19 protein-coding genes are annotated in these 23,125 nt (G+C 51.7%); 10 read left to right on the top strand and 9 right to left on the bottom strand.

The window, feature by feature from the left end:
• Nucleotides 1–213 precede the first annotated feature (213 nt).
• Nucleotides 214–552 (bottom strand): hypothetical protein, encoded by a 339-nt coding sequence (locus V9K67_RS15475; protein WP_336723926.1) that lies wholly within the window; start codon nt 550–552, stop codon nt 214–216.
• 570 nt (nt 553–1,122) lie between these two features.
• Here V9K67_RS15475 and V9K67_RS15470 point away from each other — a divergent pair.
• Both V9K67_RS15470 and V9K67_RS15465 read left to right on the top strand, forming a co-directional pair.
• Entirely contained in the window at nt 1,123–2,190 is a 1,068-nt protein-coding gene (locus V9K67_RS15470; RefSeq protein ID WP_336723924.1) for a hypothetical protein, read from the top strand.
• Nucleotides 2,191–2,390: 200 nt separating this feature from the next.
• Nucleotides 2,391–6,335 (top strand): dsDNA nuclease domain-containing protein, encoded by a 3,945-nt coding sequence (locus V9K67_RS15465; RefSeq protein WP_336723922.1) that lies wholly within the window; start codon nt 2,391–2,393, stop codon nt 6,333–6,335.
• Between the two features lie 150 nt (nt 6,336–6,485).
• Here the strand turns inward: V9K67_RS15465 and V9K67_RS15460 are convergent, their stop codons facing one another.
• The 3 genes from V9K67_RS15460 to V9K67_RS27260 form a co-directional block, all read right to left on the bottom strand.
• Nucleotides 6,486–6,914 (bottom strand): hypothetical protein, encoded by a 429-nt coding sequence (locus tag V9K67_RS15460; protein ID WP_336723920.1) that lies wholly within the window; start codon nt 6,912–6,914, stop codon nt 6,486–6,488.
• A 674-nt stretch (nt 6,915–7,588) separates the two neighbouring features.
• The gene (locus V9K67_RS15455; protein WP_336723918.1) at nt 7,589–8,311 is read right to left on the bottom strand and encodes a Fic family protein; all 723 of its coding nucleotides are present in this window, start codon (nt 8,309–8,311) and stop codon (nt 7,589–7,591) included.
• Between the two features lie 631 nt (nt 8,312–8,942).
• Entirely contained in the window at nt 8,943–9,278 is a 336-nt protein-coding gene (locus V9K67_RS27260) for a four-helix bundle copper-binding protein (protein ID WP_489753312.1), read from the bottom strand.
• A gap of 338 nt (nt 9,279–9,616) precedes the next feature.
• Here V9K67_RS27260 and V9K67_RS15445 point away from each other — a divergent pair, with 338 nt between their 5' ends.
• The 7 genes from V9K67_RS15445 (at nt 9,617) to V9K67_RS15415 (ending at nt 17,460) form a co-directional block, all read left to right on the top strand.
• Nucleotides 9,617–10,222: a DUF305 domain-containing protein gene (locus V9K67_RS15445; RefSeq protein ID WP_336723916.1), complete on the top strand. Its 606-nt coding sequence runs from the start codon at nt 9,617–9,619 to the stop codon at nt 10,220–10,222.
• Between the two features lie 121 nt (nt 10,223–10,343).
• Entirely contained in the window at nt 10,344–10,838 is a 495-nt protein-coding gene (locus V9K67_RS15440) for a hypothetical protein (protein ID WP_336723914.1), read from the top strand.
• A 70-nt stretch (nt 10,839–10,908) separates the two neighbouring features.
• On the top strand, nt 10,909–11,376 hold the full coding sequence (locus V9K67_RS15435; RefSeq protein ID WP_336723913.1) for a DUF3347 domain-containing protein: 468 nt from the start codon (nt 10,909–10,911) through the stop codon (nt 11,374–11,376).
• Between the two features lie 84 nt (nt 11,377–11,460).
• Complete coding sequence (locus V9K67_RS15430; protein WP_336723912.1) at nt 11,461–12,045, top strand: DUF3347 domain-containing protein; 585 nt, start codon at nt 11,461–11,463, stop codon at nt 12,043–12,045.
• Between the two features lie 42 nt (nt 12,046–12,087).
• Entirely contained in the window at nt 12,088–14,679 is a 2,592-nt protein-coding gene (locus V9K67_RS15425) for a multicopper oxidase domain-containing protein (RefSeq protein ID WP_336723911.1), read from the top strand.
• A 141-nt stretch (nt 14,680–14,820) separates the two neighbouring features.
• A complete protein-coding gene (locus V9K67_RS15420) occupies nt 14,821–16,893 on the top strand; it encodes a heavy metal translocating P-type ATPase (protein WP_336723910.1) in 2,073 nt (690 codons plus the stop codon).
• Nucleotides 16,894–17,073: 180 nt separating this feature from the next.
• A complete protein-coding gene (locus V9K67_RS15415; protein WP_336723908.1) occupies nt 17,074–17,460 on the top strand; it encodes a hypothetical protein in 387 nt (128 codons plus the stop codon).
• Nucleotides 17,461–17,653: 193 nt separating this feature from the next.
• On the opposite strand, the gene chrA is transcribed toward V9K67_RS15415, so the two are convergent.
• Nucleotides 17,654–18,775, bottom strand: a complete 1,122-nt coding sequence (gene chrA / locus V9K67_RS15410; protein WP_336723907.1) for a chromate efflux transporter — start codon at nt 18,773–18,775, stop codon at nt 17,654–17,656.
• Nucleotides 18,772–19,197 carry a DoxX family protein gene (locus V9K67_RS15405; protein WP_336723905.1) on the bottom strand — a complete coding sequence of 142 codons (426 nt, stop codon included), beginning with the start codon at nt 19,195–19,197 and terminating at the stop codon, nt 18,772–18,774. The genes chrA and V9K67_RS15405 overlap by 4 nt, the downstream gene beginning before the upstream one ends.
• A 487-nt stretch (nt 19,198–19,684) precedes the next feature.
• Between V9K67_RS15405 and V9K67_RS15400 the strand changes: the two genes are divergently transcribed.
• Entirely contained in the window at nt 19,685–21,097 is a 1,413-nt protein-coding gene (locus V9K67_RS15400; protein ID WP_336723904.1) for a polysaccharide lyase family 20 protein, read from the top strand.
• 240 nt (nt 21,098–21,337) lie between these two features.
• On the opposite strand, the gene V9K67_RS15395 is transcribed toward V9K67_RS15400, so the two are convergent.
• From V9K67_RS15395 to V9K67_RS15385, 3 genes are all read right to left on the bottom strand, one after another.
• Nucleotides 21,338–21,838, bottom strand: coding sequence for a sensor histidine kinase (locus V9K67_RS15395; protein ID WP_336723902.1), 501 nt, complete (start codon nt 21,836–21,838; stop codon nt 21,338–21,340).
• Nucleotides 21,839–21,926: 88 nt separating this feature from the next.
• Nucleotides 21,927–22,466 (bottom strand): DUF6691 family protein, encoded by a 540-nt coding sequence (locus V9K67_RS15390; protein WP_336723900.1) that lies wholly within the window; start codon nt 22,464–22,466, stop codon nt 21,927–21,929.
• 61 nt (nt 22,467–22,527) lie between these two features.
• Nucleotides 22,528–23,091, bottom strand: a complete 564-nt coding sequence (locus V9K67_RS15385) for a YeeE/YedE family protein (protein WP_336723899.1) — start codon at nt 23,089–23,091, stop codon at nt 22,528–22,530.
• Nucleotides 23,092–23,125 lie beyond the last annotated feature (34 nt).

Below are 23,125 nucleotides of genomic sequence, written 5' to 3'. Positions count from 1 at the left end.
CGGCCGTTTGCATAACGCCAGAAGCATCCTGGGCCGGCAACGGCTCTTTCACAACAGGAGCAACCGCCAAAGTATAAATCACTACAGAGATAGCTGATAGAGGTGTTGTAGGCTTCCAGTCATTTAGGACCAATCCTGAGTAGAGATTTTTAATTGGCCGTTGTTCATCTTTGCCGCCAGATGGTTTATGTTGTATTTACCGGTGGCAAAGAGCTACCATGCCTTATTTGCTTTTTTCAGAAATGCAGGTATATGGCCTGTTGCCGGGTAGAGTGTACCCTTTCGGGCTTCCTCAGCCTGCATATCAGCCTCCACCAGGGAGAGCAGCTTGCATCGTTTGGCCCCCATCGAACTGGCAGGCTCTTGGAGTTCGTCAATTCTAAAATAATATAGGTCGTAATTCCGGAGTGGGAGGAAGGGGCGTATGTTATTAGCAAGCACCTTTGCCAATACTGTTTTGGGGACGATTATAAAAATGTCCGAGAACCGGGTGATCTGCCCTGCTTTGATCTTTTGCCCGGCCATGAGGAACCGTTGGTCTTGTGCCTGCATGAAGGGAAATTACTGAAAATTCGGGAATGTCTTCCCGGCGCTGGAGCATGCTCCGGGAGGGCAGGATATTCATAACGTGTAGGCCTGTAACCAGTCATGGCTGCTGGAGGGGTAAACACTTCCCAAAAGAAAAAGGGAAAAAAGAAAGCCTCCTCCGGCCCGGTGCCAAAAGGGCAAAAATGGGCCGGAAAAAATTCGTAGATGGATGTCATCCAAGTCCTATACCCCCCCTTGAGCGGGAAGCAATGGACTTGATTTGTGGTAAGTACACTAACAATGGAACCTTTTTAAGCTGCTTGAAAAGGGGCCATAGTTTTATCTGGCTACACAAGATGCGCCCAAAATATAGATAATCAATACTTTAGGATTCTCGTGCTTTATTTAGTTGGCTCTGCCAATGATAGGATTTATTATGGGGGCCTCTTTCTACTATCCAGAGCGGCATATTTGATTTTAAGTATAATTACTTAAACATTTTATTTTTTAAAATGCCAGGTGCTTTAAGTTTTTAAAACATTGTAAATTGGGTTTTCCAAAACGCTTTTAATCAACCACTTAAACTAACTGTAAATGGAATGGAAATTCAGAAAAGAATTTCAAGTAATGCCTGGTATCAAATTAAAATATGGGAAAGGTGGCATTCAAACTGAAATTCAGTCTCCAAAGGAAACTAATACAGATCTGCAACTTAGCGTGGAAAAGTTGAAGCTCCAGTTATTTAAACCTTACGAGGAAGAGCATGAAATCAAAAGCGCTCCAATAAATCGTTTAACGCCTGAAAGTCTTCAGGAGTTTAAATCCCTTTTATTAGCTTCTGGGCAGTCGTACGCTGAAACGCAACAATTAAGTACCGAGAAAACTGCCAAGCATGAGCAAACTTCAAAGAAGCTGGACCGGCTCAATAATAATTTATTTAAGTTTTTATATAAAAAGAAGCGGGCTAAACTTGCTGCTGATTTACAGGAAGTGCAGGCTGAAATAAGTGAACTTAATGAGCAGCTGAAGTTAAGTGTTGTCCGGTTGGAAATTGACAGCGAAGATGTTTTTGGCGATTTGTATTATAACCTTAGAAAAGCATTTCGCCTCTTAACTCAATCGGAGAAAAAATGGGATTTTACTAGCTCAAGAGCAACGAACCGTTACGCAGAACGGACCTCCGCGGCTTCAACTATTACCCGGTCACTTATTGACCTGACTGAAAAAAAGCTTCCAATTTTAGAAACTGATGAGCCTGCCATGTGCTTCCATAATATAAATGGAGGTGATATATATCTTTATCCAGGGTTTTTAATCGTATATGAATCAAAAACAGAATTTGCAATAATCAACTACTCTGATTTGTCCATTTCCTACAATGCGCAGAACTTTATAGAAGAAGAGGAGGTGCCTGGCGATGCAAAAGTTGTAGGGCATACATGGCACAAAGTTAATAAGGATGGATCGCCTGACAGGCGGTTTTCGAACAATTATCAAATACCCATAGCGCTGTATGGCAAGCTTCAATTTTCTTCCTCCTCGGGACTTAATGAAGTTTATTGCTTTAGTAATACAGAGTTCGCTATGTTATTCCAAAAGGCATTATTTGATTATGCTGACAGCCTGAAAAAAGCTGAGTCGTTATTGAATGCCTTTAAGTGAGTTTCCTATAGCTTGTGTACAAGCTATAGGACGAATATTTCCTTTTTTACCTGAAGTCTCTGGGCCGCAGCCACCCGGCCGGTTCCGGCACCTGGCTGCGATTCTCGGCCAGCACTTCCTAGAAAAGCTGGAACGGAAGCACCTTTGTCTTAAAGGTGACGGCTTTGTACTTTTGTTTACTTCTACCAATTGAAGTACTTATGGGAAAGAAAAAAGTAAAAGCTCAAATTGCGGAAGCCAAGCACTTTGATATTCCTGCATCAGTTCACTCAAATATCTTAGATATTCTAGCGCACAAGAGAAGTGGTGGGGCGATCAATTTTCGGGGAATGCGTTTTCAACTACTTTATGCAGTCTACATTGTTCTGACGAAGCTACATAAAGAAACAACGGCAAAGGTCCGTCTTGAAGGTCTTGAAGATATTGATATTTATAGCGAGGAAGGAAGCGAATTTATACAGGTGAAAACCAGTCAAAATACGATGGATGCTGGAACTTTTTGGGAACTAGGCGTGCTACAAAATTTTAAGCAGGTCTACGACTTGGACCCCAAGGCTCGTTTTCGATTGGTGCACAACATAGGCTTCAGTAAAGGGCACATGCAGGCACTCGTGCAGAATGCCCATTCAGATTTATCCTTTGATTTTTGGATTGAAAAGTTCAGTCAAATAAGCCATACTGGCAAATTACAGATTTCACTAGAATACATAAAACACTTTTTTGGCAGCATTTCTTTTGAAAAACATAGTGAGCCATGGCTGCTGGAACAAATAACCAAACTCTTATACACACATTTTGAAGTGAACTTAGGAGCGGAGACCAGCTTCCTGAATGCTCTGTTCTTCCAAGTCTTTCTATGGTCCCGTGAACGGCAAACAGTTTCATACCAAGAATTGCAAAGGGTCTTAGTTGACGTAAGAGACGTCAATTCCCGACACTCGGTCAACCCAGCGATCCAGAATGGGTGGATCATTAAGGTCACCTACCAGCAAAAAGGAGACTGTTGTAGCTACTTTGATGGTAAAGCTGCTCAACCTAATGACATTGCTAGTGGATTGGCGGTGGAGCGGCCTCTTTGGCAGTTGAAGCTGAGGCAGAGCTTAGAAGATTTTGATGTCACAGTGATAAAAAGTTCAAGCGGTCAGGGAAAGTCGACTCTAGCTTGGCTACTTGGTTTTGAGTGGAAAAGAAAAGGGAAGCAAGTGTATCAATTGTTGCAGTGTAAAGAGTTCAGTGAGGCGAACGCCATAAAAGACTTCCTGATTACCAGACTGCAGATAGGGGAAGTCCCACTAGTGATAATCGATGGGCTATCTACTACAACCGCCGCTTGGCAGGAATTCGCGGAAGGACTGAGAGAATTACCGATCAAATGCTTAGTGACCACCCGAGAAGAAGACTGGTACCGATACAATTCAGATGTGGCACGTTTGAAGTTAAATACAGTCCTTGTTAGTCTTTCAATTGAAGAAGCAAAGCTGCTTTTTGAAGCATTTAAAAAACAGGGCAAGCTACATCCTTCGGTTCATACTTGGGAACCGCTTTGGGAACGTATTAAGGATAAGGGATTGTTGATTGAATATGTTTACTTGATGACCCAGGGTCAAGGGCTGGAAGAACGTTTGCAATATCAGGTTAGAAAAATAGAAGGAGAAGAAGAAAGTGGCGCGAAAGTAGAAACATTGAGACTTATAGCTCTAGCAGATGTACTGAACATTAGAATACGCACAAGTCACCTAGTTGAGCACCTTAGAAAGTACACTGGTTTGTCAAAGGACCCTAATGCCATGTTTGCCCAACTGGAAAAAGAATATACGCTGAAGTTTGGAGATCGTTATATCGAAGGACTTCATCCTGTTCGTTCCCGTCATCTTGTGAACTTACTGCATCGGGCTTCCTCGATTCAAGAAAGCTTGCTTCACCTGTTACCCCTATTGGAGGTCGACAGTATTAGTGAATTTTTTATCGCAGCACCAGTTCAGTTTTCTGTGGATGAGGCGTTTTACAGCGCGGCCGCAGATCATATGGGGAGTAAATCATTTAAGGATATTGTATCAGCGATCAATGGTTTAGCACATTATGAACCCTTATTATTCTGGATGCTAAATAAGGAGTTTTTTGACGAGGCTTTTAGACGTGGTGGTTTACCCCTGGTTGCTTTGGATACCAATCCTTTTCAGAATAGCACTTCCTTAAATATGTTGCTGGATGCATTAGGACCGGAGCTTAGTGAAAATATTCGTTATTTAGATGAGCAATTAAAGGCGCTGCCTTCTTATAAAAAAGAAGAATCAGTACTCTATAGGTTCATCACGGAAATAGGCAAGGCAATAAAGGGGCAATCAGTTCAAAATGGGAGTAAGGGTACACTCTTTCTCTATCAATGGTTTATGATGATGGGCCTTCCGTATCCTAAGTTAAAAGAGCCAAAAGATGAGGACCTAATCGAAGCTTTAAGAACAGAAAATTTGGAGACGGCAACCGAACTGTTTCAAATATACGCCTTAGTGCATCCTCAGCAGTATCAAGCGTTTTTGGAGCGGAGCGGCTCCGAAATATGGGGCTGGTTAAAAAAGGCAACTGATACAGTAACGATTTTTGAAAAAGACGGTGATATTCAAATGGAATATCTGTTAAATCAGAAATGGGAGGATCCAAATGGAGAGAGCGTCTCTCGGCTGGAAAAAATTCGGAAAATCTTTCCTTTTTATAAGCGCTATTGTGCACAGGCTTTGGCTTTGCCTTTGATCTCAGGAAAAGTATATGACTTTGTAATTCAATCTTCTACCAAACATATTGCAGCAGAATACTTAAAAGGTGATTTTGAAGTTCACCAGAATAAAATATGGATTAAAGTCATTGAAGATATTTACCGCGCTGATTCAATCTTTACCTGGCAGAGGGAAGAGAAGGAGTTGAGGGATAAAACAGTTGAACTAGCCCAAAAGCTAACTCGACTAATTGAGGCTCATTTGGAGCTAAATCGATCGAGAGTGCAATCCTTGGCCTCTACAATTGAAATCTTGAGCAAAAACTATTTTCAAAGTGAAACCCAACGTGCAAAACTACCTGTATATAGACCACAGAAAGGAGAAGTGAAATTGTTTTCAGAAGAAACTAAAGCCATCCGTGATTATCACAGACATTTTCGGAATGTGATGAACCAGATAGCTTATTTGTTTAACCCTCGCAAAGAACATGACCGAAACTTGGTGATTGTGAACCTGACGTCTGCGCGGTACTATCTAGAAGGAGCACAAAAAGGCTTTCGGGTCATTATGGAGTCAACGCATCCATATTTTGAGGTGGATGTGTTGGAATTGGAAAAGAAAGAAGCTGTTTGGATAAGCAGACTTCTAAACACTGCACGCTTTTTCCGACACCGAATCGTTTCAGGAGAGACCAATACTGTAATAGTAGTTGAACGCACAGTAGCGGCTTGGGTTATAGCAGAAGAAAAAAAAGAATTGGAAATGATCCATATGATCTTACGTCGCTTTGAGGAAGCATCAGGTTTTCGTCTTTATTATCCAAAATTTATCCTACAGGAAAAACTCTCGAAAACGGCAGTTATTGGATTACAGGGTTTTGATGTTAGTAGTAGTGACGACCTGATAACCCTTTCTTTTGGACTCACTAGTCTTAGTAATACAGATATTGATTTTTTCAGTTTTGTCTTTGTAAACAAAGATGGAGAAGCAATCGGTGCTTACCGATTTACAAGAGATTATTTTGAAACCATGAAGCGTATAGAGGCGACTCAGCAGGAAGAGACGTTGCCGGATCCGATGCCGCAAATTCCAGATGAGAAGATGTTAGAAACGCTTTCGGGGATTACTTTCAGCAAAGAGGTGTCCAACAAGGCAGAACCGTATTATCAACTGGTTATGAACATCTGGCGGCTGTCAATCTATAGAAAACGCCTCACAATTAATACTGAGGGAGAACGGATCTGGCTGGCAGAGTTGGAAAAGGAGTACAAATCTCTCATTGAACGAGACGCGCAACACATCAAGTCAACGGATCCTGAACTGCGACAAAAAGCACTTTCTTTTCTTCGAGGTGATTGGAAACCAACTGAAATAGAACTTCTTGATCAATTTCGGAATAAATATTCGGAAACTTACCTTACTAAAAATTCCTAATACATAGTAAAACCTAATTACGGGAACGAAGTTAAATTAATTCTACAATGTCGGTGATGTGCCTTTCAAGAAGGAATGGTACCAAGGCAGGAGATACAATCACGCTGGTAACTTTAAGCACTGTCCGCTAAACTGTAGGATCCCCGTTATTTACGGCCATTGTTGAGTATGGATGTTGAATTGCCTGTTGTTCATCTTTGCCGCACGTTGGGCTTTATTGTATTTACCGGTGGCAAAGAGCCGCTGTGCCTCTTTTGCTTTTTTCAGAAATGCGGGGGTATGGCCTTTTGCCCGGGTAGTGGTTACCCTGCTGGCTTCAACTGCATGAATATCAACTTCCATCAGGGAGGGTACTTTACGTCCTTTGACCCCCATCAGACCGGCAAGCTTCAGGAGTTCGCCTACCCGGAAATAAAAAGGATCGTTATTTAGGAGGGGGAGGGAGGTTCGTACGTTTTTGGCAAGCGCCCTGGCAATAACTGTCTTCGGGACGATTTTGAAAATGTCCGAGAACCGGGTGATTTGCCCTGCCTTGATCTTTTGCCCGGCCAAGAGGAAGCGTTCGTCTTTTGCCTGCATAAAGGGAAATTACTGAAAAATTGGGAATGTCTTCCAGGCGCTTTGGCAAGTTTCAGGAGGGATGAATATTCATAACGGGTAGGCCTGTAAAAAGTCATGGCTGCTGTTGGGGAGGTAACACTTCCCAAAAGAAAAAGGGAAAAAAGAAAGCCTCCGGGATCAGCGGCCCGGGGCCAAAAGGGCAAAAAGGAAAAGGAATAAATCCGTGGATGGCTGCCGCCGCAAACCCTTGGTGCAGCCAGTGCAGGATACATGGATCCAAACAGGAACTGCAGCTTTATGTCGGAACTATATTGACGAGTCAATGTTTCCAGAGCGATAACTTGCGTTCATCCGTCAGAACCATCCCTAAGCAGTGTCTGATGATCCTCCGCCTCTTCAATATTCTACCTATTCTGAAAAGAAAAAATAAAAAGGAAAAAAATAAAAAAGAAAGCACCCTTCCCGGCGGCGCAGCAGCAGGGCCAAAAAGCAACGCAATAAAAGAGGGCCTTTGTGCGCTGGCCCCTGTGTTTATGGCGGAAGTTTTTGGTCCTGCCCTTGTGCGTGGGCCCTGTGCCAGCCGCCGAACTTTGCGTGGTTTTTTTATGTGGTACATGAAGCATCAGCCTGGTGTACCTTTAGGAGCAAAAGCTTTTGCAGTCAAAACCTTCAAAAGCAGTGGTTATTGGAGATCACGCCGGAATATGGTTCTGTTGCCCCTTTTTGCTTCCCATTGGGCGTGTAGAACCCGTATAGAAACGTAGAAGTGAGCGGGCGGCCCGGACCGGGGCTTTTTTCAGCTCTTCCCTGCCCCCTGGCGCGGTTTCATTGAACCACCGCAAGAAGGCCTTCATTTCTCCGGGAACCCGGGAGGAGGGAGGCGCTTCAAAATGAATGGTTTCCCTGCCTATCGCGCCGGAAACCACCTGCATGGGGGCTTCGTTTGTTCGCCAGGTCCCTGTATTAATCTTTATATTCCCCGATAATAGCATCTGGTGCCAGGCAAAGAGCTTTTCTTCGGTCAGCTCCTCCTCGTAGGTACGGCGCACATCCACCATCAATTCCCCCGCGCCCCCGGCCATCCGGTCCCTGACCGGTTCGGGAGTGGGGCTAAGGCCCAGGTGGTTACGAATGGAGGAAACCACATCTTGCCGGCTCAGGTATTCACCTTCAATTTCCGATGTTTTGATGGCTTCGGCAACCATCAGGTCGATTAGAGCCTCCGTTTGCGTACCTTCTGGCATGGCTTCCAAAAGGCCGCTGACATATCCTGCCTGTTCTGCAAACTGAAACAGGGCATCCTCCAAAGCCTGTAGGTTATACTGAAAGTGGGGCCAATCCGGTTGCTGCCTGTTGTAGCTCATGAGCCGAATACTTAATTTAATTGGCTCAAAATTAAGGATAAAATGAGCCATAAATTGCGAATAATTGGCTCAGGAAGGTAGGGTGGAGCTCATGGTGAAACCGATCATTGGCGTCGCAACCGGGCCAACCATTCTTCAACCAAGTTGAGACTGTAAAATATTTTGTGTAAGCTGTTGGAAAAGCCCTCGTCGGAGTAGAACGCCTGATCTGGACAGAATGAAAAGTTAATAGCGCGCCAGGCGGGGGCCATTGTTTTTACCGGCCCTGTAGGTAAACAAGCGGTATCACCACGAATTTATATAGAGTAAAAAAGAACAAGCCCCGAGTAGAAACAAGGGGCGACTAACGATTGCTTGCCATATGAAACACTTAAATCTCTTACGGTAAAGGTGTCGGGCCGTTTACCTAATTTCAGGTTGGTGTATTTCAGTTGAGGGTTCAAAAATAGCGTACCGGCGCAAACGATCCACCAAATAAATGTTTAAACATTGATTTTACCGGTTAAACCGGGCTTTTAAGGCGGCGGGGGATTGAAATAATGCTTACGACCACGCCTGCTGTATTTTCTTGAATAAAAGGCCGGCCAGGAGCTGGGAAAAAGCGCCGGGCAGCAACAAGGGAAGCCCTGGTTCCGCCAAAGGCGGGAGGATCCTTAAACTGTAAAGCCTAAAGGAAAGGAGCCTAAGCCGCCATCCTGCGGCACTCTTCGGCACAGCGGCGGCACATTTCCGCACAGTGACGGCAATGCTCAGCGTGTTGATGCCGGCCGCATTCTTCGCCGCACTCCTGGCAGAGCCGTGCACAGATGCCGCAGACCGCTGCCGCCTGGGAACTGCCCAGGCTCATTAACTGGGCCGATGCGTAACAAATCGCAGCACATTCCATGTCGAGCTGGATGCAGCGGGCCATCATCTTCACGTCTTCCTCGCGGGTACAGGCGCTTGCACAGCTGTTGCAGGCAGCTACACACCGGAGGCAGGCCTCGATACAGCTCTGAAAAGATCGATTCTCTGCCATATTATGTCCATTTAAAGTGAGGCAATGAAAGACGGGCACAAGTAACGTACCGGCAGGGAAGGAGTGGCTATTAAAATTATATTAGATTCCCACGGGTATATTTTCGCCAGGAGGGCCCAAGGGGAAAATTTTCTGACCGGAAAGAGGGAAAATGCCCGCGCCTTAGGGTCACCAAAGGACCAGTATGCCCGGGCGCCGGCCACTGCCCTATTCTGAAATGGCATGTTTTTTAGGCCTCGTCCCCGAACCCTCCGCTTTCTCTTCCCATGAAGGGATACAGGAGAACGGCTGCCGGGCACATCCCCGGCAATCCTTTCGGAACCATAAAATCACAGATGATGAAAAAACTCTTCTTTGCCCTGCTGGCCACAGCCTTCCTGTTTGCGTGTAACAAGGACGATGACGGCATCGAGCTGCAGGACCACGACGCCAACCGAATGATGACCCTGATGCACCAGATGATGAGCCGTATGGACACCGTGCCCGTTGCCAATGACCCGGAAATCGACTTTGCCCGTATGATGCGGGTGCACCAGCAGGGCGCCATTGACATGGCCAACCTGGAGCTGCAGGAAGGGAAAAACGATTCACTCAAGCGCGTAGCCCAGAAGATCATTAACGAGCAGCAATCGGAGATCCAGCAGCTCAGTGCGATCCTGCTCACCCTGGTCAAAGACAATACGGATATGGAGTTTACCATGGAGCACCATGAAGGCATGATGAAAATGGGTAAAAACGCTGATGTGCAGCTCATCACCGGCGATATTGACAATGATTTTGCCACCCTGATGATCGTGCACCACGAAGCGGCGATCGACAACGCATCGGCTTACCTGCACCACGGTAACAACATCCTGCTGAAGGCCATGGCCAACCATATGGTAGAGACCCAGACCAAGGAGATCCAGGAAATGGCTGACTGGCTGAAGGCCAACAAACGATAAAACTGGCTAAGGGGTTACCCTTTTCCAGAAGGGTGCCCCCAAAGCTCAATAAGATATAAAACCGCAGCAGAATTTTATAACAGCATATCCTTCTTCTCCCTATACCTTTGGAGCTCGTTCAATGACCCGCACACAAAAAAATAGGATAAGGGCCCTGGTGCTGCTGCTGGTATTTTCCTTAAATACCCTGGCGGGCTTTGCCTGTTCGGTGGGCATGGACCTGGGCTATAACAGCGGGCACCATCACGGTCAGGCTGGGCATGCCCAGAGCAAACCTGTTCCTGGAAGGCATGAGCAGGGCAAACGGCACGTGCACGGAGCAGCTGCCCACGGCCGGCACCAGGACATTGGGGCAGTGGCCCATTTTTCTGCTGCAGGGAAAGAAGACTGCTGTTCAGGAGATGTGACCCGGCTAGCCCAACAGGATAAGCAGGTTTCCGGCGAAACCCCGGCGCCTGAGGTCCCGGTGCTGTGGCTCTCGGACATTAGCCTGCTGTTTTTATCCGCCCCGGAAACACAGGACCCCGGCGTAGGTTCCCGCCTCCAATTTTTCCGACGAAGTTGTTTTCTCAACGATACCGACATCCGGATCACCATCCGCTCCTTCCAGATTTGATTTTCTGCCTGGAAAAGGCAGGCTTTGCCCTGCCCGTAATCGCCCTATTTCCAACAGAAAATCAATAAAAATGAAAAAGATCCTCTTTACTATCCTCATGGCCACCGGCCTGCTGGGTTTTGCGCAGGACACTACCGGGCATGCTTCCGGCTTGCTCCTGCATTACTACCACCTGAAAAACGCGCTGGTAGCCGGCGATGCCGCCACTGCCTCGGCCACCGCCGGGCAATTACTCCAGACGCTGAATACCGTTGATTACAAGTTCATTTCGGAAGGGAATATCAATGCCCTGCTGAAAGATGCCACGGCCCTGTCCACGACCAAAGACCTCCAAAAGCAGCGCTCGCTGTTTGCGAACCTTTCCCAAAATTTGGCGGCTGTGGCCGCATCGGTGCGGCTGACGGCCCAGCCGGTCTATAAGCTGTACTGTCCCATGAAAAGGGCCTACTGGCTCAGCGCGGAAAAAGCCGTTCAAAACCCCTATTACGGCAGCAGCATGCTTACCTGCGGCCAGGTGGTGGCCACCCTGCAACCCTGATGTTAAGGGGCGGTCCGGGGCCTTTGGCCCGGAGGCTTTACCCTATGCTTTTATTTCATATATCCCCTAATCATTCACAGCAACATGAAAACATTCCTGATGATCTCCCTGGCGGCAGCCGCCCTGGGCTTTACCGCCTGCAACAGTAATTCCGGCACCTCCAACAAAGCCGCCCCCGGCAGTGCCGATACCGCCGGCACCCCCACCGCCCTCGACACGGCGGACCAGGCGGTAACGGCACCCACCGGAGAGGTGATCGCCGCTTATCTTAAAATCAAAAATGCCCTGGCCGATGACAATGGAAAGAGCGCTGCGGTAGCAGGAACGGACCTTGCGGTCGTCATTGGCAATGTAGCGATTCCGGCCCTGAAGGAGGAGCAGAAAAAAGTATTTGCCGAGGTTCAGCAAGACATGAAAGAACATGCGGAACATATCGGGGCCAACGGGGGCAACATCCACCACCAGCGGGAGCATTTCGAAACCCTCAGCCAGGAGGTGTACGAGCTGGCCAGGGCAGGAGGCACCGGGGGCACCCTGTACCTGGATTTCTGCCCCATGTACAACAAGAACAAAGGGGCCGGCTGGGTGAGCGAAACCAAAGAGATCCGCAACCCCTACCTCGGAAAGGAAATGCTTACGTGCGGCACTGTCAAAGAAGAGATCAGGTAACCGGGCATGAGGCAATAATCAATGAATCCAAAAAGAAAAGACATGAAAAAGATGATCCTGGTGGCGTTGCTGGCAAGCGTCTCCCTTTTTGCGGGAGCACAGAAAACGATTCAGAAGGTGATCTATACCTGTATCATGCACGAGCAGGTTCGGAAGGACCGCCCCGGTACCTGTCCCATTTGCGGGATGGACCTGGTGAAAAAGACCATCCGGGTGGCGGCTCCAAAGCCCGCCGCGCCGAAACGGGCCGCCCCTGCCAAACAGGAGGTAAAGCCGGCAGTAAAGCCGCCGGCGGACTCGCTGCACCGGGAAAAGGAGGGTAAGGAAGAGGATATGAAAACGGACACCGCTGCCGCGGCGCATCAACACCATATGCATCAGATGCCGCAGGAGGAGGACAGCGGGGCCGAAACAGAAAAGCCGGCAGTTTTTCTGCAAAAAGGAAAAACGGTGCGCTACGACCTGTACGTGACCGACACGCTGGTCAACTTTGCCGGCAAGCGAAAGCATGCCGTGGCCATCAACGGCTCCATTCCCGCGCCGACCCTCACCTTTACCGAAGGCGATACGGCGGAGATTTACCTGCACAACCGCCTGAAAAAGGAAGAGACCTCCCTCCACTGGCACGGCGTGATCCTGCCCAACCAATTTGACGGGGTTCCCTACCTGACCACTGCCCGCATCGGGCCCGGCGAAACGCACCTCTATAAGTTTGCCGTAGTGCAGAACGGCACCTATTGGTACCATTCGCATTCCGCCCTGCAGGAGCAGTCCGGCATGTACGGCGCCCTGATCTTCAAGCCACGGGGAGAAGGACAGGAGGGGCAAAATACCGCTGGCAAAAAGGACAGAGAGCAGCATTATACCCTGGTGCTGAGCGAGTGGGCCGACGAGCGGCCCACCCAAATCCAGCGGCGCCTGCGCACGGCCAACGATTGGTTTTCCATTAAAAAAGGCAGCACCCAGAGCTATGCCGAAGCCATAGGGGAAGGCCACCTGCGCACCAAGCTGCTCAACGAATGGAAGCGGATGAAGGCCATGGATGTTTCCGACGTGTTTTACGACCGCTTCCTGGCCAATGGCCGGCCCCAGAATTCGGTGGCGGGGCTGAAGGCGGGCGATCAGCTGCGGATGCACGTGGTCAACGCGGGAGCCTCTTCCTACTTCTGGTTGCAGTACAGCGGGGGCAAGGTGACCGTGGTGGGCCATGACGGCAACGAAGTGGTGCCCGTTGCGGTAGACCGCCTGATTGTGGCCCCGGCGGAAACCGTGGACCTGCTGGTGACTGTGCCGGGGAATAGGAGCTATGAGCTGCGGGCCACTTCCGAAGACCGGACCGGCGCGGCCTCGCTCTGGCTGGGCGAGGGCATGAAAATGCCGGCGCCCGTGCTGCCGCGGCTGAAGTACTTCGAGGGCATGCAGATGATGAACGCCATGATGCGCACCAATGGCACCATGAAGGATATGGGCATGCAGATGAGCAACCAGAAAATGGACATGAATGCCGTCATGTACCCCGAACTCGCTGGCCCGGGTACCGATGGCGACAGCATGCCCGTGGATTCTTCGGGTGAGCAGGAACACCAGCACCACATCGGCGGCAGCTCCGGTTTCCTCACCCTGAACTACGATATGCTCCGGTCCCCGGTAAAGACCACTCTGCCCAGGCTGGGGCTCAAAACCCTGCACTTCACCCTGACCGGCAATATGAACCGCTACGTCTGGACGCTGGACAATAAAACCGTCAATGAATCCCACCGCATCCTGATCCGCCAGGGAGAGGTCCTGCGCCTGGTGCTGACCAACAATTCGATGATGCGCCACCCCATGCACCTGCACGGCCATGACTTCCGGGTGGTGAACAGCGGGGGCGCATACGCCCCGCTCAAAAACGTGCTGGACATCATGCCCATGGAAACCGACACCATCGAGTTTGCTGCCAACCAAAGCGGCGACTGGTTCTTCCACTGCCATATCCTCTTTCACATGATGGCCGGCATGGGCCGGGTCTTTACGTATGAAAATTCGCCGCCCAACCCCGAGCTGCCCGATAAAGCCAAAGCCTACCGGATGTTCAAAAAGGATAATACCATGCGCCACCTGATGGTGCGGGCTGGTATCGAGTCTAACGGCAGCGACGGCGAGGCCATGCTTTCTTCCAACCGCTATGCCCTGCAGCAGATCTGGCACATGGGCCTTAATCCCCATCACGGCTTTGAAAGCGAAACCATGATCGGCCGCTACCTGGGCGTCAACCAGTGGTGGTTTCCCTACGTGGGCTTCGATTACCATTATAAGAAACTGGACGGCAAAGGGCACGATGCCGCGGAAGGCACGAACCTGATTGGACAGGCCAGCAACAAGAACAACCGCAAAACAGTGGTGGCAGGGGTACAATACACCCTGCCCTGGCTGGTGCAGGCCGATGCCCGGGTGGACGGGAACGGGAAGTTCCGGTTCCAGCTCAGCCGTGAAGATATTCCGCTCACCCGGCGGCTGCGGATGAACTTCATGGGCAATACCGACAAAGAATATATGGCGGGGCTGCGCTATATTCTTTCTAAATGGCTGGCGCTTTCCGCTCATTACGACAGCGATATGGGACTGGGCGCGGGGGTAACGCTGACCTATTGACACCGTCCCTTTACCGGACAGGACCGCAGCGATTTATCAAAAAGGATCGTTTCCGCCCGCCGGGTAATTAGGTGGCAGCCGAAAGTATAACAGGAATCCTAAACCGATTGGTACACCGTAGGGCATCATAAAACCTCTTTTATGGAACACGAACACGACCACCAAAATCATTCCCACCACCCAGCCGGGGCCAGAGATACGCCGGCCACGAAAGGGGAGGGTCCTACCGCTCACGGCGGGCAGCACGGAGCCGCGCCGGGCGGTACGCACGACAAGCATGCGGGCCACCACACCGAAGACTTTTTAAAGCGCTTCAGGATCTGCCTCGTGCTGACCGTTCCCATCCTGGCCCTGTCGCAAATGATCCAGCGGTGGGCCGGTTTTGAGCTCCGCTTCCGGGGCGATACCTTTTTGCTGCTGGGGCTCGGCACCATAGTCTACTGCTATGGCGGCGCTCCCTTCCTGCGCGGGATGGTGCAGGAGCTGCGGCACCGTGCGATGGGCATGATGACGCTGGTGGCCGTGGCCATCAGTGTCGCCTTTCTCTACAGCGTGGCCGTGGTCTTCGGCCTTAAGGGCATGGACTTTTTCTGGGAGCTGGCCACCCTGATTGACATCATGCTGCTGGGCCACTGGCTGGAAATGCGCTCCCAGATGTCCGCCTCCCAGGCCCTGGAATCCCTCATTGCCCTGCTGCCCTCCACGGTCCATGTGGAAAGGGATGGCGCCGTGGAGGACATTCATCTGCAGGAGCTGAAAAGCGGCGAGGTGGTGGTGGTGAGGCCGGGAGAAAAGATTCCCGCCGATGGCCACGTGCTGGAAGGGGAGTCCTATGTGAATGAGAGCATGCTGACCGGGGAAAGCGTACCGGTGAAAAAAGAAAAGGGCGCGGGAGTGATCGCCGGCTCCCTCAACGGCGACGGGATGCTGCGCCTGCACGTTACCGGTGTGGGGCCGGAGAGCTACCTGCAAAAGGTGGTGACGCTGGTCACCTCCGCCCAGAGTGCCAAATCGGGCACCCAGAACCTGGCGGACCGCGTGGCCCGCTGGCTCACCATTATTTCCATCGTGCTGGGGCTGGTCACCTTCATCTACTGGTACTACCGTGAGGGAGACCTGGCCTTTGCCTTGGAGCGGCTGGTAACGGTCATGGTCACTTCCTGCCCCCATGCCCTGGGCGTGGCCATTCCCCTGGTGGTGGCCATTTCTACCACCAGGGCGGCGGTGAGCGGGCTGCTGATCCGTAACCGCACCGCCTTTGAACAGGCACGGAAACTCACCACCATCATTTTTGACAAGACCGGCACCCTGACCAAAGGAGCGCACGAGGTACAAAAGCTGCTGGCGCTGTCGGACCAGTATTCGGCAGATGAAGTCCTGCAGTATGCCGCCGCCGTGCAGCAGCACTCCGAACACTACATCGGCAGGGGCATCCTCAGAAAACTGAAGGAGAAAAGCCTTCCTTTAGAGAAGTCGGAAGGCTTTTCCTATGAGCAGGGCGTAGGGGTTTCCGGAACGGTCAGGGGTAAAAAAGTGGTGGTCGCAGGGCCCAATTATTTTGGGAAGGAGCACCGGCAGCTGCCGACTCTGCCCGCGGAAGTGGATGGGGACCGCGAAACCGTGGTCTACGTGCTGGTGGACGGGGAGGTAGCAGGGCTGATCACCCTGGCCGATGCCATCCGGGAAAGTTCGGCCGGCGCTATTGCCACGCTCAAAAAGATGGGCATCAAGTCCTGGCTCGTCACCGGGGACAATGAGCGGATTGCCGCTTCGGTGGCCACAGCCTTGGGCATGGACGGCTACCGGGCCGGCATGCTGCCGCACCAGAAGCAGGAGATCCTGCGGGAGTTCCAGGGGCGCGGTGAAGTAACGGCCATGACCGGCGACGGGGTCAACGACGCGCCGGCGCTGGCGCAGGCCGACGTGGGCATCGCAGTGGGTTCGGGAACGGATGTGGCGGCGGAAACCGCCGACATCATCCTGGTGAACAGCGACCCGCAGGAGGTGGTGCGGCTGATCTCCTTTGGCCGGGCGACCTACCGCAAGATGGTGGAGAACCTGTTTTGGGCGGTGGGCTATAACGTGGTGGCCCTGCCGCTGGCGGCCGGGGTGCTGTACCCGGCCTTTGTGCTGAGTCCCGCCATGGGAGCGGTGCTTATGAGCTTAAGTACCATTATCGTAGCGTTCAATGCCGGCCTGTTACAGCTGAAATAAGGAGGCCGCAGGGCACTGCAAGAAATACGGGCTGATAAATGTCTGCCCGGGAAAGGGGATAGGGTCATGTTCCGGCCCCTGCAGGATTTGTATTTTTATTAGGGCCTGTTTCCCTCTGTATAAAAGGAAAGAACAGGAGCTTACCTACATTATCCATGCCTGCCTATTAAAACAAGGAACATGAAACCTTTCCCATTGCTGGCCCTTGGTCTTCTGCTCTCCCTGCTCTGCCAGGCCCAGGACACAAAGCGTTCGCTCCGGAACTTTACCCCGATATTCACCATCGACACTTTCGAGGCCAGGGGCGCGGCCTCAATGATGAAAAGAACCGTCATCAGGGTACTGGGACAGCAGGGCATTAAATCCGCTTACTGGGACGAGGACTCAGCCCTGGTGACGGTCCAATATAATCCCAAAATCGTCGCTCTTTCCGCTATAAAAACATGGTTTGGTGCCAGTGCACGACTGTCCGGAAACAGCGGGAGCGGTTCGAAAACTGCCGATACGGCATCGGGAAATACCGCATTCACATGCTGCTGTTCCGCCTCTTTTTCAGTTGGAAATTAAATCGTCCGGAAAAAGTTGCCGTAGCATGCGGACTGTTCCTATGCCCACTTGGGTAAGCAAGTATTAGACCCTGCGGAGCAGCTGGCCCGCGGACTGCGCGCTGCCTTGGATGGGACCGGGAATAAAAGGACCCGGGGAAGGGAAAATGCGCCGCAGAGGTTTCTCCCCTTTTTCAGGAAATGCCCCGTTGCTCTCAGAGCAGGGATAAGACATATCCCAGTACTGCCCCGCCCAGGATGATAAAGGCCGTATTCCACTTCTTAAAAGAGAACGTAACAATAAAGCTGAGCACGGCTATCAGCACCGTACGCCAGTCCAGCAGGGTAGCCCGGCTCATTTCCACTACCACTGATAAAATAATGGCGATGGACGCGATGTTGACGGTATCCAGGAAAGCGGACATCAGGGGGGAGCTCCGCAGCCGGGGGATCAGGGGATTGAGGAAGGCGACAAACAGGAAGGAGGGCAGGAAGATGCCCACGGTGGCGGCAAGTGCTCCGGGAAAGCCGCCGATTTGCCAGCCGATGAAGGTGGCGGAGGAAAAAACGGGCCCGGGGGTAAACTGCCCCACGGCAATGGCGTCGATCAGCTGCTGTTTGGTGAGCAGGCCTTTGCCCACCAGTTCTGCGTCCAGGAAGGCAAACAGCAGGTAGCCGCTGCCGTAGAGGATCGAACCGATCTTCAAAAAGATCCAGAACAGTTTCGCTGCTGATATACCCAGGGAGCCGGGGGCCTGCAACAACACAAAAGGAAGCAGGCCATTCGCCCGGTCCCTGCGGGAAGCTGCCAGGTGCAGCAAGGCGCCTATAAGTCCGGCTCCAAAAAGAACAGCGATCTCGTTCCACCCGGCCAGAACGGCCAGGGCCGATCCCAAGCCAATGATACCCAGTGGAATGCTTTTCAGGGCCTTTCTTCCCAGGCCGATCATCAGCGCCACCACGACGGCAATGATGGCGGGCTTGATGCCGTAAATAAAAGGCTGTACCGCGGGCAGCGTGCCGTAGACGCGGTAGGCCCAGGCAAAGGCGGCAGTAAGGAGCACCGCGGGGAAAATAAAACAGCAGCCCGCCACCACCAGCCCCTTCCAGCCGGCCCGCTCGTGGCCGATGTGCATGGTCATCTCGGTGGAGTTGGGCCCGGGGATGAGGTTGGTGGCGCCCACCAGGTCGAGAAAGTGCTGGTGGTCCATCCAGCCGCGTTTGCGCACCACCTCTTCTTCCATCAGGGCGATGTGCACGGCAGGGCCACCGAAGCCGATCACCCCCAGTTTCAGGAACAGGCGGGCTACTTCCCGCAAGGAAGAATGATTGCTCATAATCGTTGCAGCTGGCGGTCAGCGGATAGGGCACCGCCCCCTTTTATAAGTAAAAAAATACTGCCCAGCAGCATGGCCCAGTCGGTACGGCTTTCATGGGCCATATGCCAAAAGCCTTCGCTGGCCAGCATCGGGATCTTGGTAACAGTTATCGCTACCAGCATAATGGCGATGAGCGGAACCGCCGCCAGCCGCGTCAGCAGCCCGGAGAAAACCAGCAACCCGCAGACCACCTCGAAGGAGCCGACGAACGGAGCCAGGGAGCCGGGATGGGGCAGGCCTATCCTGGTAAAGCGCCCTACACCGAGCTTGTCGGGAAATAAAAATTTTTGGATTCCTTCCGAAAAAAAGACCGCCCCGACCATCAGGCGGATCAAAACCGTGGTCTCCTGCCGGTCTGTACGAATAATGCTCTGGAACATAGATATAATCGGTTATGGATAAACATTACCGGCGGTACTCCTGTCCGGGGAGGCACTGCCTGGAGGCGCTCTTTTTGCAACAGGGCAGTACCGGCAATTTCCAAAATCCTTGGGAAGCCGGCATATTTTGCCGTGTCGCATAGGCCTTAGGCACCGAATATACGATCAACCCGGGCAGGAAACCCTATGCGGCACGGTGGGTACAGCAGGCGGGATTTAGAAGCATCCGATCCCTGACTTTCCATATAAGTTTCTTGTCAGGCATTCCGCGCTCATATTTGCAGAGTTCGATTCCAGCCGTCCTGCTCTATCCGGCGTATGGTAGCGCTTTTCCAACTCCCACAATCCCCGGTTCACCGATTCATACGGCTGAGGTCAGCTCGTCCATTGTAATTTTGAGTCATCAAACAATCCGATACCCTGAAAGCAACTGAGCATCAATAGTTTACTTACAACCCTATTTGAAAATTCGCTAACGATCGACCTCATGAAAAACCAAAGAAATTTGCTTTCCAAAGGAAAAACCGTAATCTCCTCCGTACTCGTAGCTGCTTCCTTGTTTGCCTGTTCTAAAAAAGACACACAGCAACCGGCCTCCCTGGACGCCGCCAATACCGTGGCTTCGGCCTATGCCAGCCCCAGCGCCAACCTGTACCTGGAAGAAACCATGGAAGGCACCAGCCCCTTCACCGCTTTCGGCGGCGGCATCGAAAACTGCCTGACCGACTGGACCTTCTCCTTCCCCACCAACCCCGCATTCCAGGGCAACAAATCCGTTCGCTTCGAGATCCGCAAGGACCAGCCCCTCGTAGGCTCCTCCGGGAAAATCCGTTCTGAAGTCACCATCATCCGCGGTTCGGAATGGCCGGGCTTTACCAAGAACGCCTGGTACTCCTTTGCCGCCTATTTCCCTTCCACAGGCTTTGAACTGGATGACACCCGCGACTGTATCAACCAGTGGTTCGAGGACGGCTCCGACGAAACCACCATCCGCGCCCAGAGCGATAAAGTATTTTTGGAAGTAACGCCTCCTTCCGGCTCTTCCACCCTGAAAAAATATGACCTGTTCGCCGCTTCCCTCGGCGCTTCGGGCAGCGTAGCCACCGACGGCCCTGCTACCTTCCAGAAGATCGACAAGGACAAATGGCACGAGTTCGTATTCCACATTGTACACTCCACCGGTTCCGACGGTTTGATCGAAGTATGGCGCGACGGCGTGAAGATCCACAACATCGTGGGCCGCAACATGCACCTGAAGCTTCCCAAATGGAAGATCGGCCTGTACAAAGCTTCCTTCCTGGATAAATCCTCCAGCAGGTCTTCCCGGGTGCTTTATTTCGACAACATCCGTGTAGGTAACGCCAATGCCACCCTTGCCGACATGCGGTCCGCACTGCCCACTACCACACCCACAACGCCGACTACGGATACAGTTGTAGTGACCACCCCGACAACCCCCACTACCGATACCACAAAGACCACTACCACCACTACGACTACTACCACCACTACGACTACTACCACCACAACAGGTACGCAGCAGGTAGTGAGCTATACCCTGGTCAACGCGGATACCGATAAGGACATCATGACCATTGCTCCCGGTGCAGCCATCAGCATTGCCAAAGCAGGCACCAACAAGTTCAGCATCCGCGCCAACCTGGCCAATGGTACTTCCTGCGTGGTGAAGATGGTACTGAGCGGTTCGAAGAGCGAGACCCGTTATGATGATGCCATCCCTTATGCCCTCTTTGGCGATAACCGCAACGGCGATTACTACTCCTGGAGCGCCGGCACCGGAAGCTATACCCTGAAGTCCACCCCTTACTCGGGTACCAAGGCCAAGATGGGCGCTGCCATCGGTTCGACCTACTCGGTGAGCTTCACCATTGTCAAATAAGCAAAGGTTGACGGCAAACCGTCAGCAATCATAAAGCAAAGGGACTGCCTCCTGTTTTACACACAGGAGGCAGTCCCTTTCTGGTATCTTTTCCCATTTATTGGAATCAGTTAAGCCAAGGGCAGGGGCAGCCCAGCATCATCCGGCCCTATATGCAAAGGGACAGCGCCCGCCACAACACGGTTTTCCTCAGCGTTATGCCCCACCTGTTCCGCAACAGGAGCCTGCCGCTTCGCCCCCTTAAAAATTAATAAAAAAGAGGTGCTGGCCTTCTTTATAATCATAATCGAGGGCAAATCCATGCTCGTCGCAGATCTGTCGGGCAATGGCCAAGCCCAGTCCTGGCTTGCGGGGCACCTCCGGTGGATACAACCGGTTAAAAAGCTGTTCTTTGTTCAATGGGTGCTGGCCTGAATTACAGATGAAGAGTAACCGTTCCAACGAGATAATGCGTATGGAACCTTCCTGGTCGGTATGCCGGATAGCATTGCCCAGCAATTTGTCCATCAGGAGATCGGCCAGTTGCGGGTCCATGCCCACCCTTTCCTCCTCCAGGTCAAGGTCTACGTTTAAGGCTTTTGACCGGATCGATTCGTCCAGTTCGGCAATTTTGTTTTGTACCAGGGATTTGATGTTTATTACCTGCCGCTCTTTAAACCGGTTATTTTCGATCCCGGCCAGCAATAGAAGCGACCCGTGGATCCGCGGCATCACGGAATGCTTCACCGTGACTTTTATCACAGGGTACAAACGAACTTATAGCTAAACGTATACAAAAACCAATGGAGGATGTTGCGTTTTCCATCGGCCTTTTCTCATCCCGGCTTATTTAATGCGGCAGCTTTTCGCGGATATAACCATACACCCAGGTGCCGGCAAGAGCACTCCCCAGTACCACCGATACAACAAGCGCACCGGTGCCAATCTGGGCAAACAGCGGGCCGGGACAGGCGCCGGTCATGGCCCAGCCCAGACCGAAGAGCAGCCCGCCGTATACCTGGCCTTTGTGGAATTTTTTGGGATGGAACTCGATAGGCTCGCCTTGAATGGTTTTTATCTTGAATTTTTTGATCAGCCACACCGAAATGATGCCGACCAATACAGCGGTCCCGATCACCCCGTACATATGAAAGCTTTGCAGGCGGAACATTTCCTGGATGCGGAACCAGGAGATCACTTCCGCCTTGACGAACACCAGGCCGAACACAAGGCCAACGGCGGCGTATTTGAGGTGGTACCACCAGGGGGGCTGCCTGCGGAATTCGTTCCCGCCTACCGTGTCGGGGGAACGGACTTCAAAATCTGTAGGGCTGCGGCTTTCCGCCCGGGTGGATCCGGAAGGTTCCGGGGGTATTTTGGTCAGGGTCATTTGCCTAAATTTTTGTGTATTTAAGAATCAGGAAAAGAACGGGTTTGCGGTTGAACGGCCGTTACAGCCGTAACAATAAAGGCAGGATCAGGTTGGCCATCAGGAAACCGCCTGCCAGGAAAGAAATCGTGGCAATGAGGGAGGGCAGCTGCAGGTTACTCAGGCCCATGATGGCATGGCCGGAGGTACAGCCGCCGGCATAGCGGGCGCCAAAGCCCACCAAAAAGCCGCCACCCACCAGCAGGATCAGCCCTCTCAGGGTAAGCAGGCTTTCGAAACTGAAGATCTCCGGAGGGATCAGGTGGCCCATATCCCGGATGCCGTACGCACCCAGTTCCTTTGCCAGGGCCGGGTGCACCTGCACCGGTCCGGGATTGGAAAGGAATTGTGCTGCCAGAAAACCGCCCACGAGGATGCCGCCCACGAAAAAGAAGTTCCAGGTTTCCTTTTTCCAGTCATATTTAAAAAACGGGATACCGGCGGGAAAACAGGCCGCACAGGCATGGCGCAGGTTGGCAGAAATACCGAAGTGCTTGTTCCCAAGAACGAGCAGTGCGGGAACAATGAGTCCGATCAGGGCGCCGGCAATATACCAGGGCCAGGGTTGCCTTATGAGTTCAAGCATGCAGGAAATTTTAAAGTTTAAGTTCCATGATCAT

Source organism: Huijunlia imazamoxiresistens, from assembly GCF_037132455.1.
Lineage (GTDB): Bacteria > Bacteroidota > Bacteroidia > Chitinophagales > Chitinophagaceae > Flavisolibacter > Flavisolibacter imazamoxiresistens.
The sequence above is the reverse complement of the archived record's forward strand: the minus strand, read 5'-3'. Positions and strand labels throughout refer to the sequence as shown.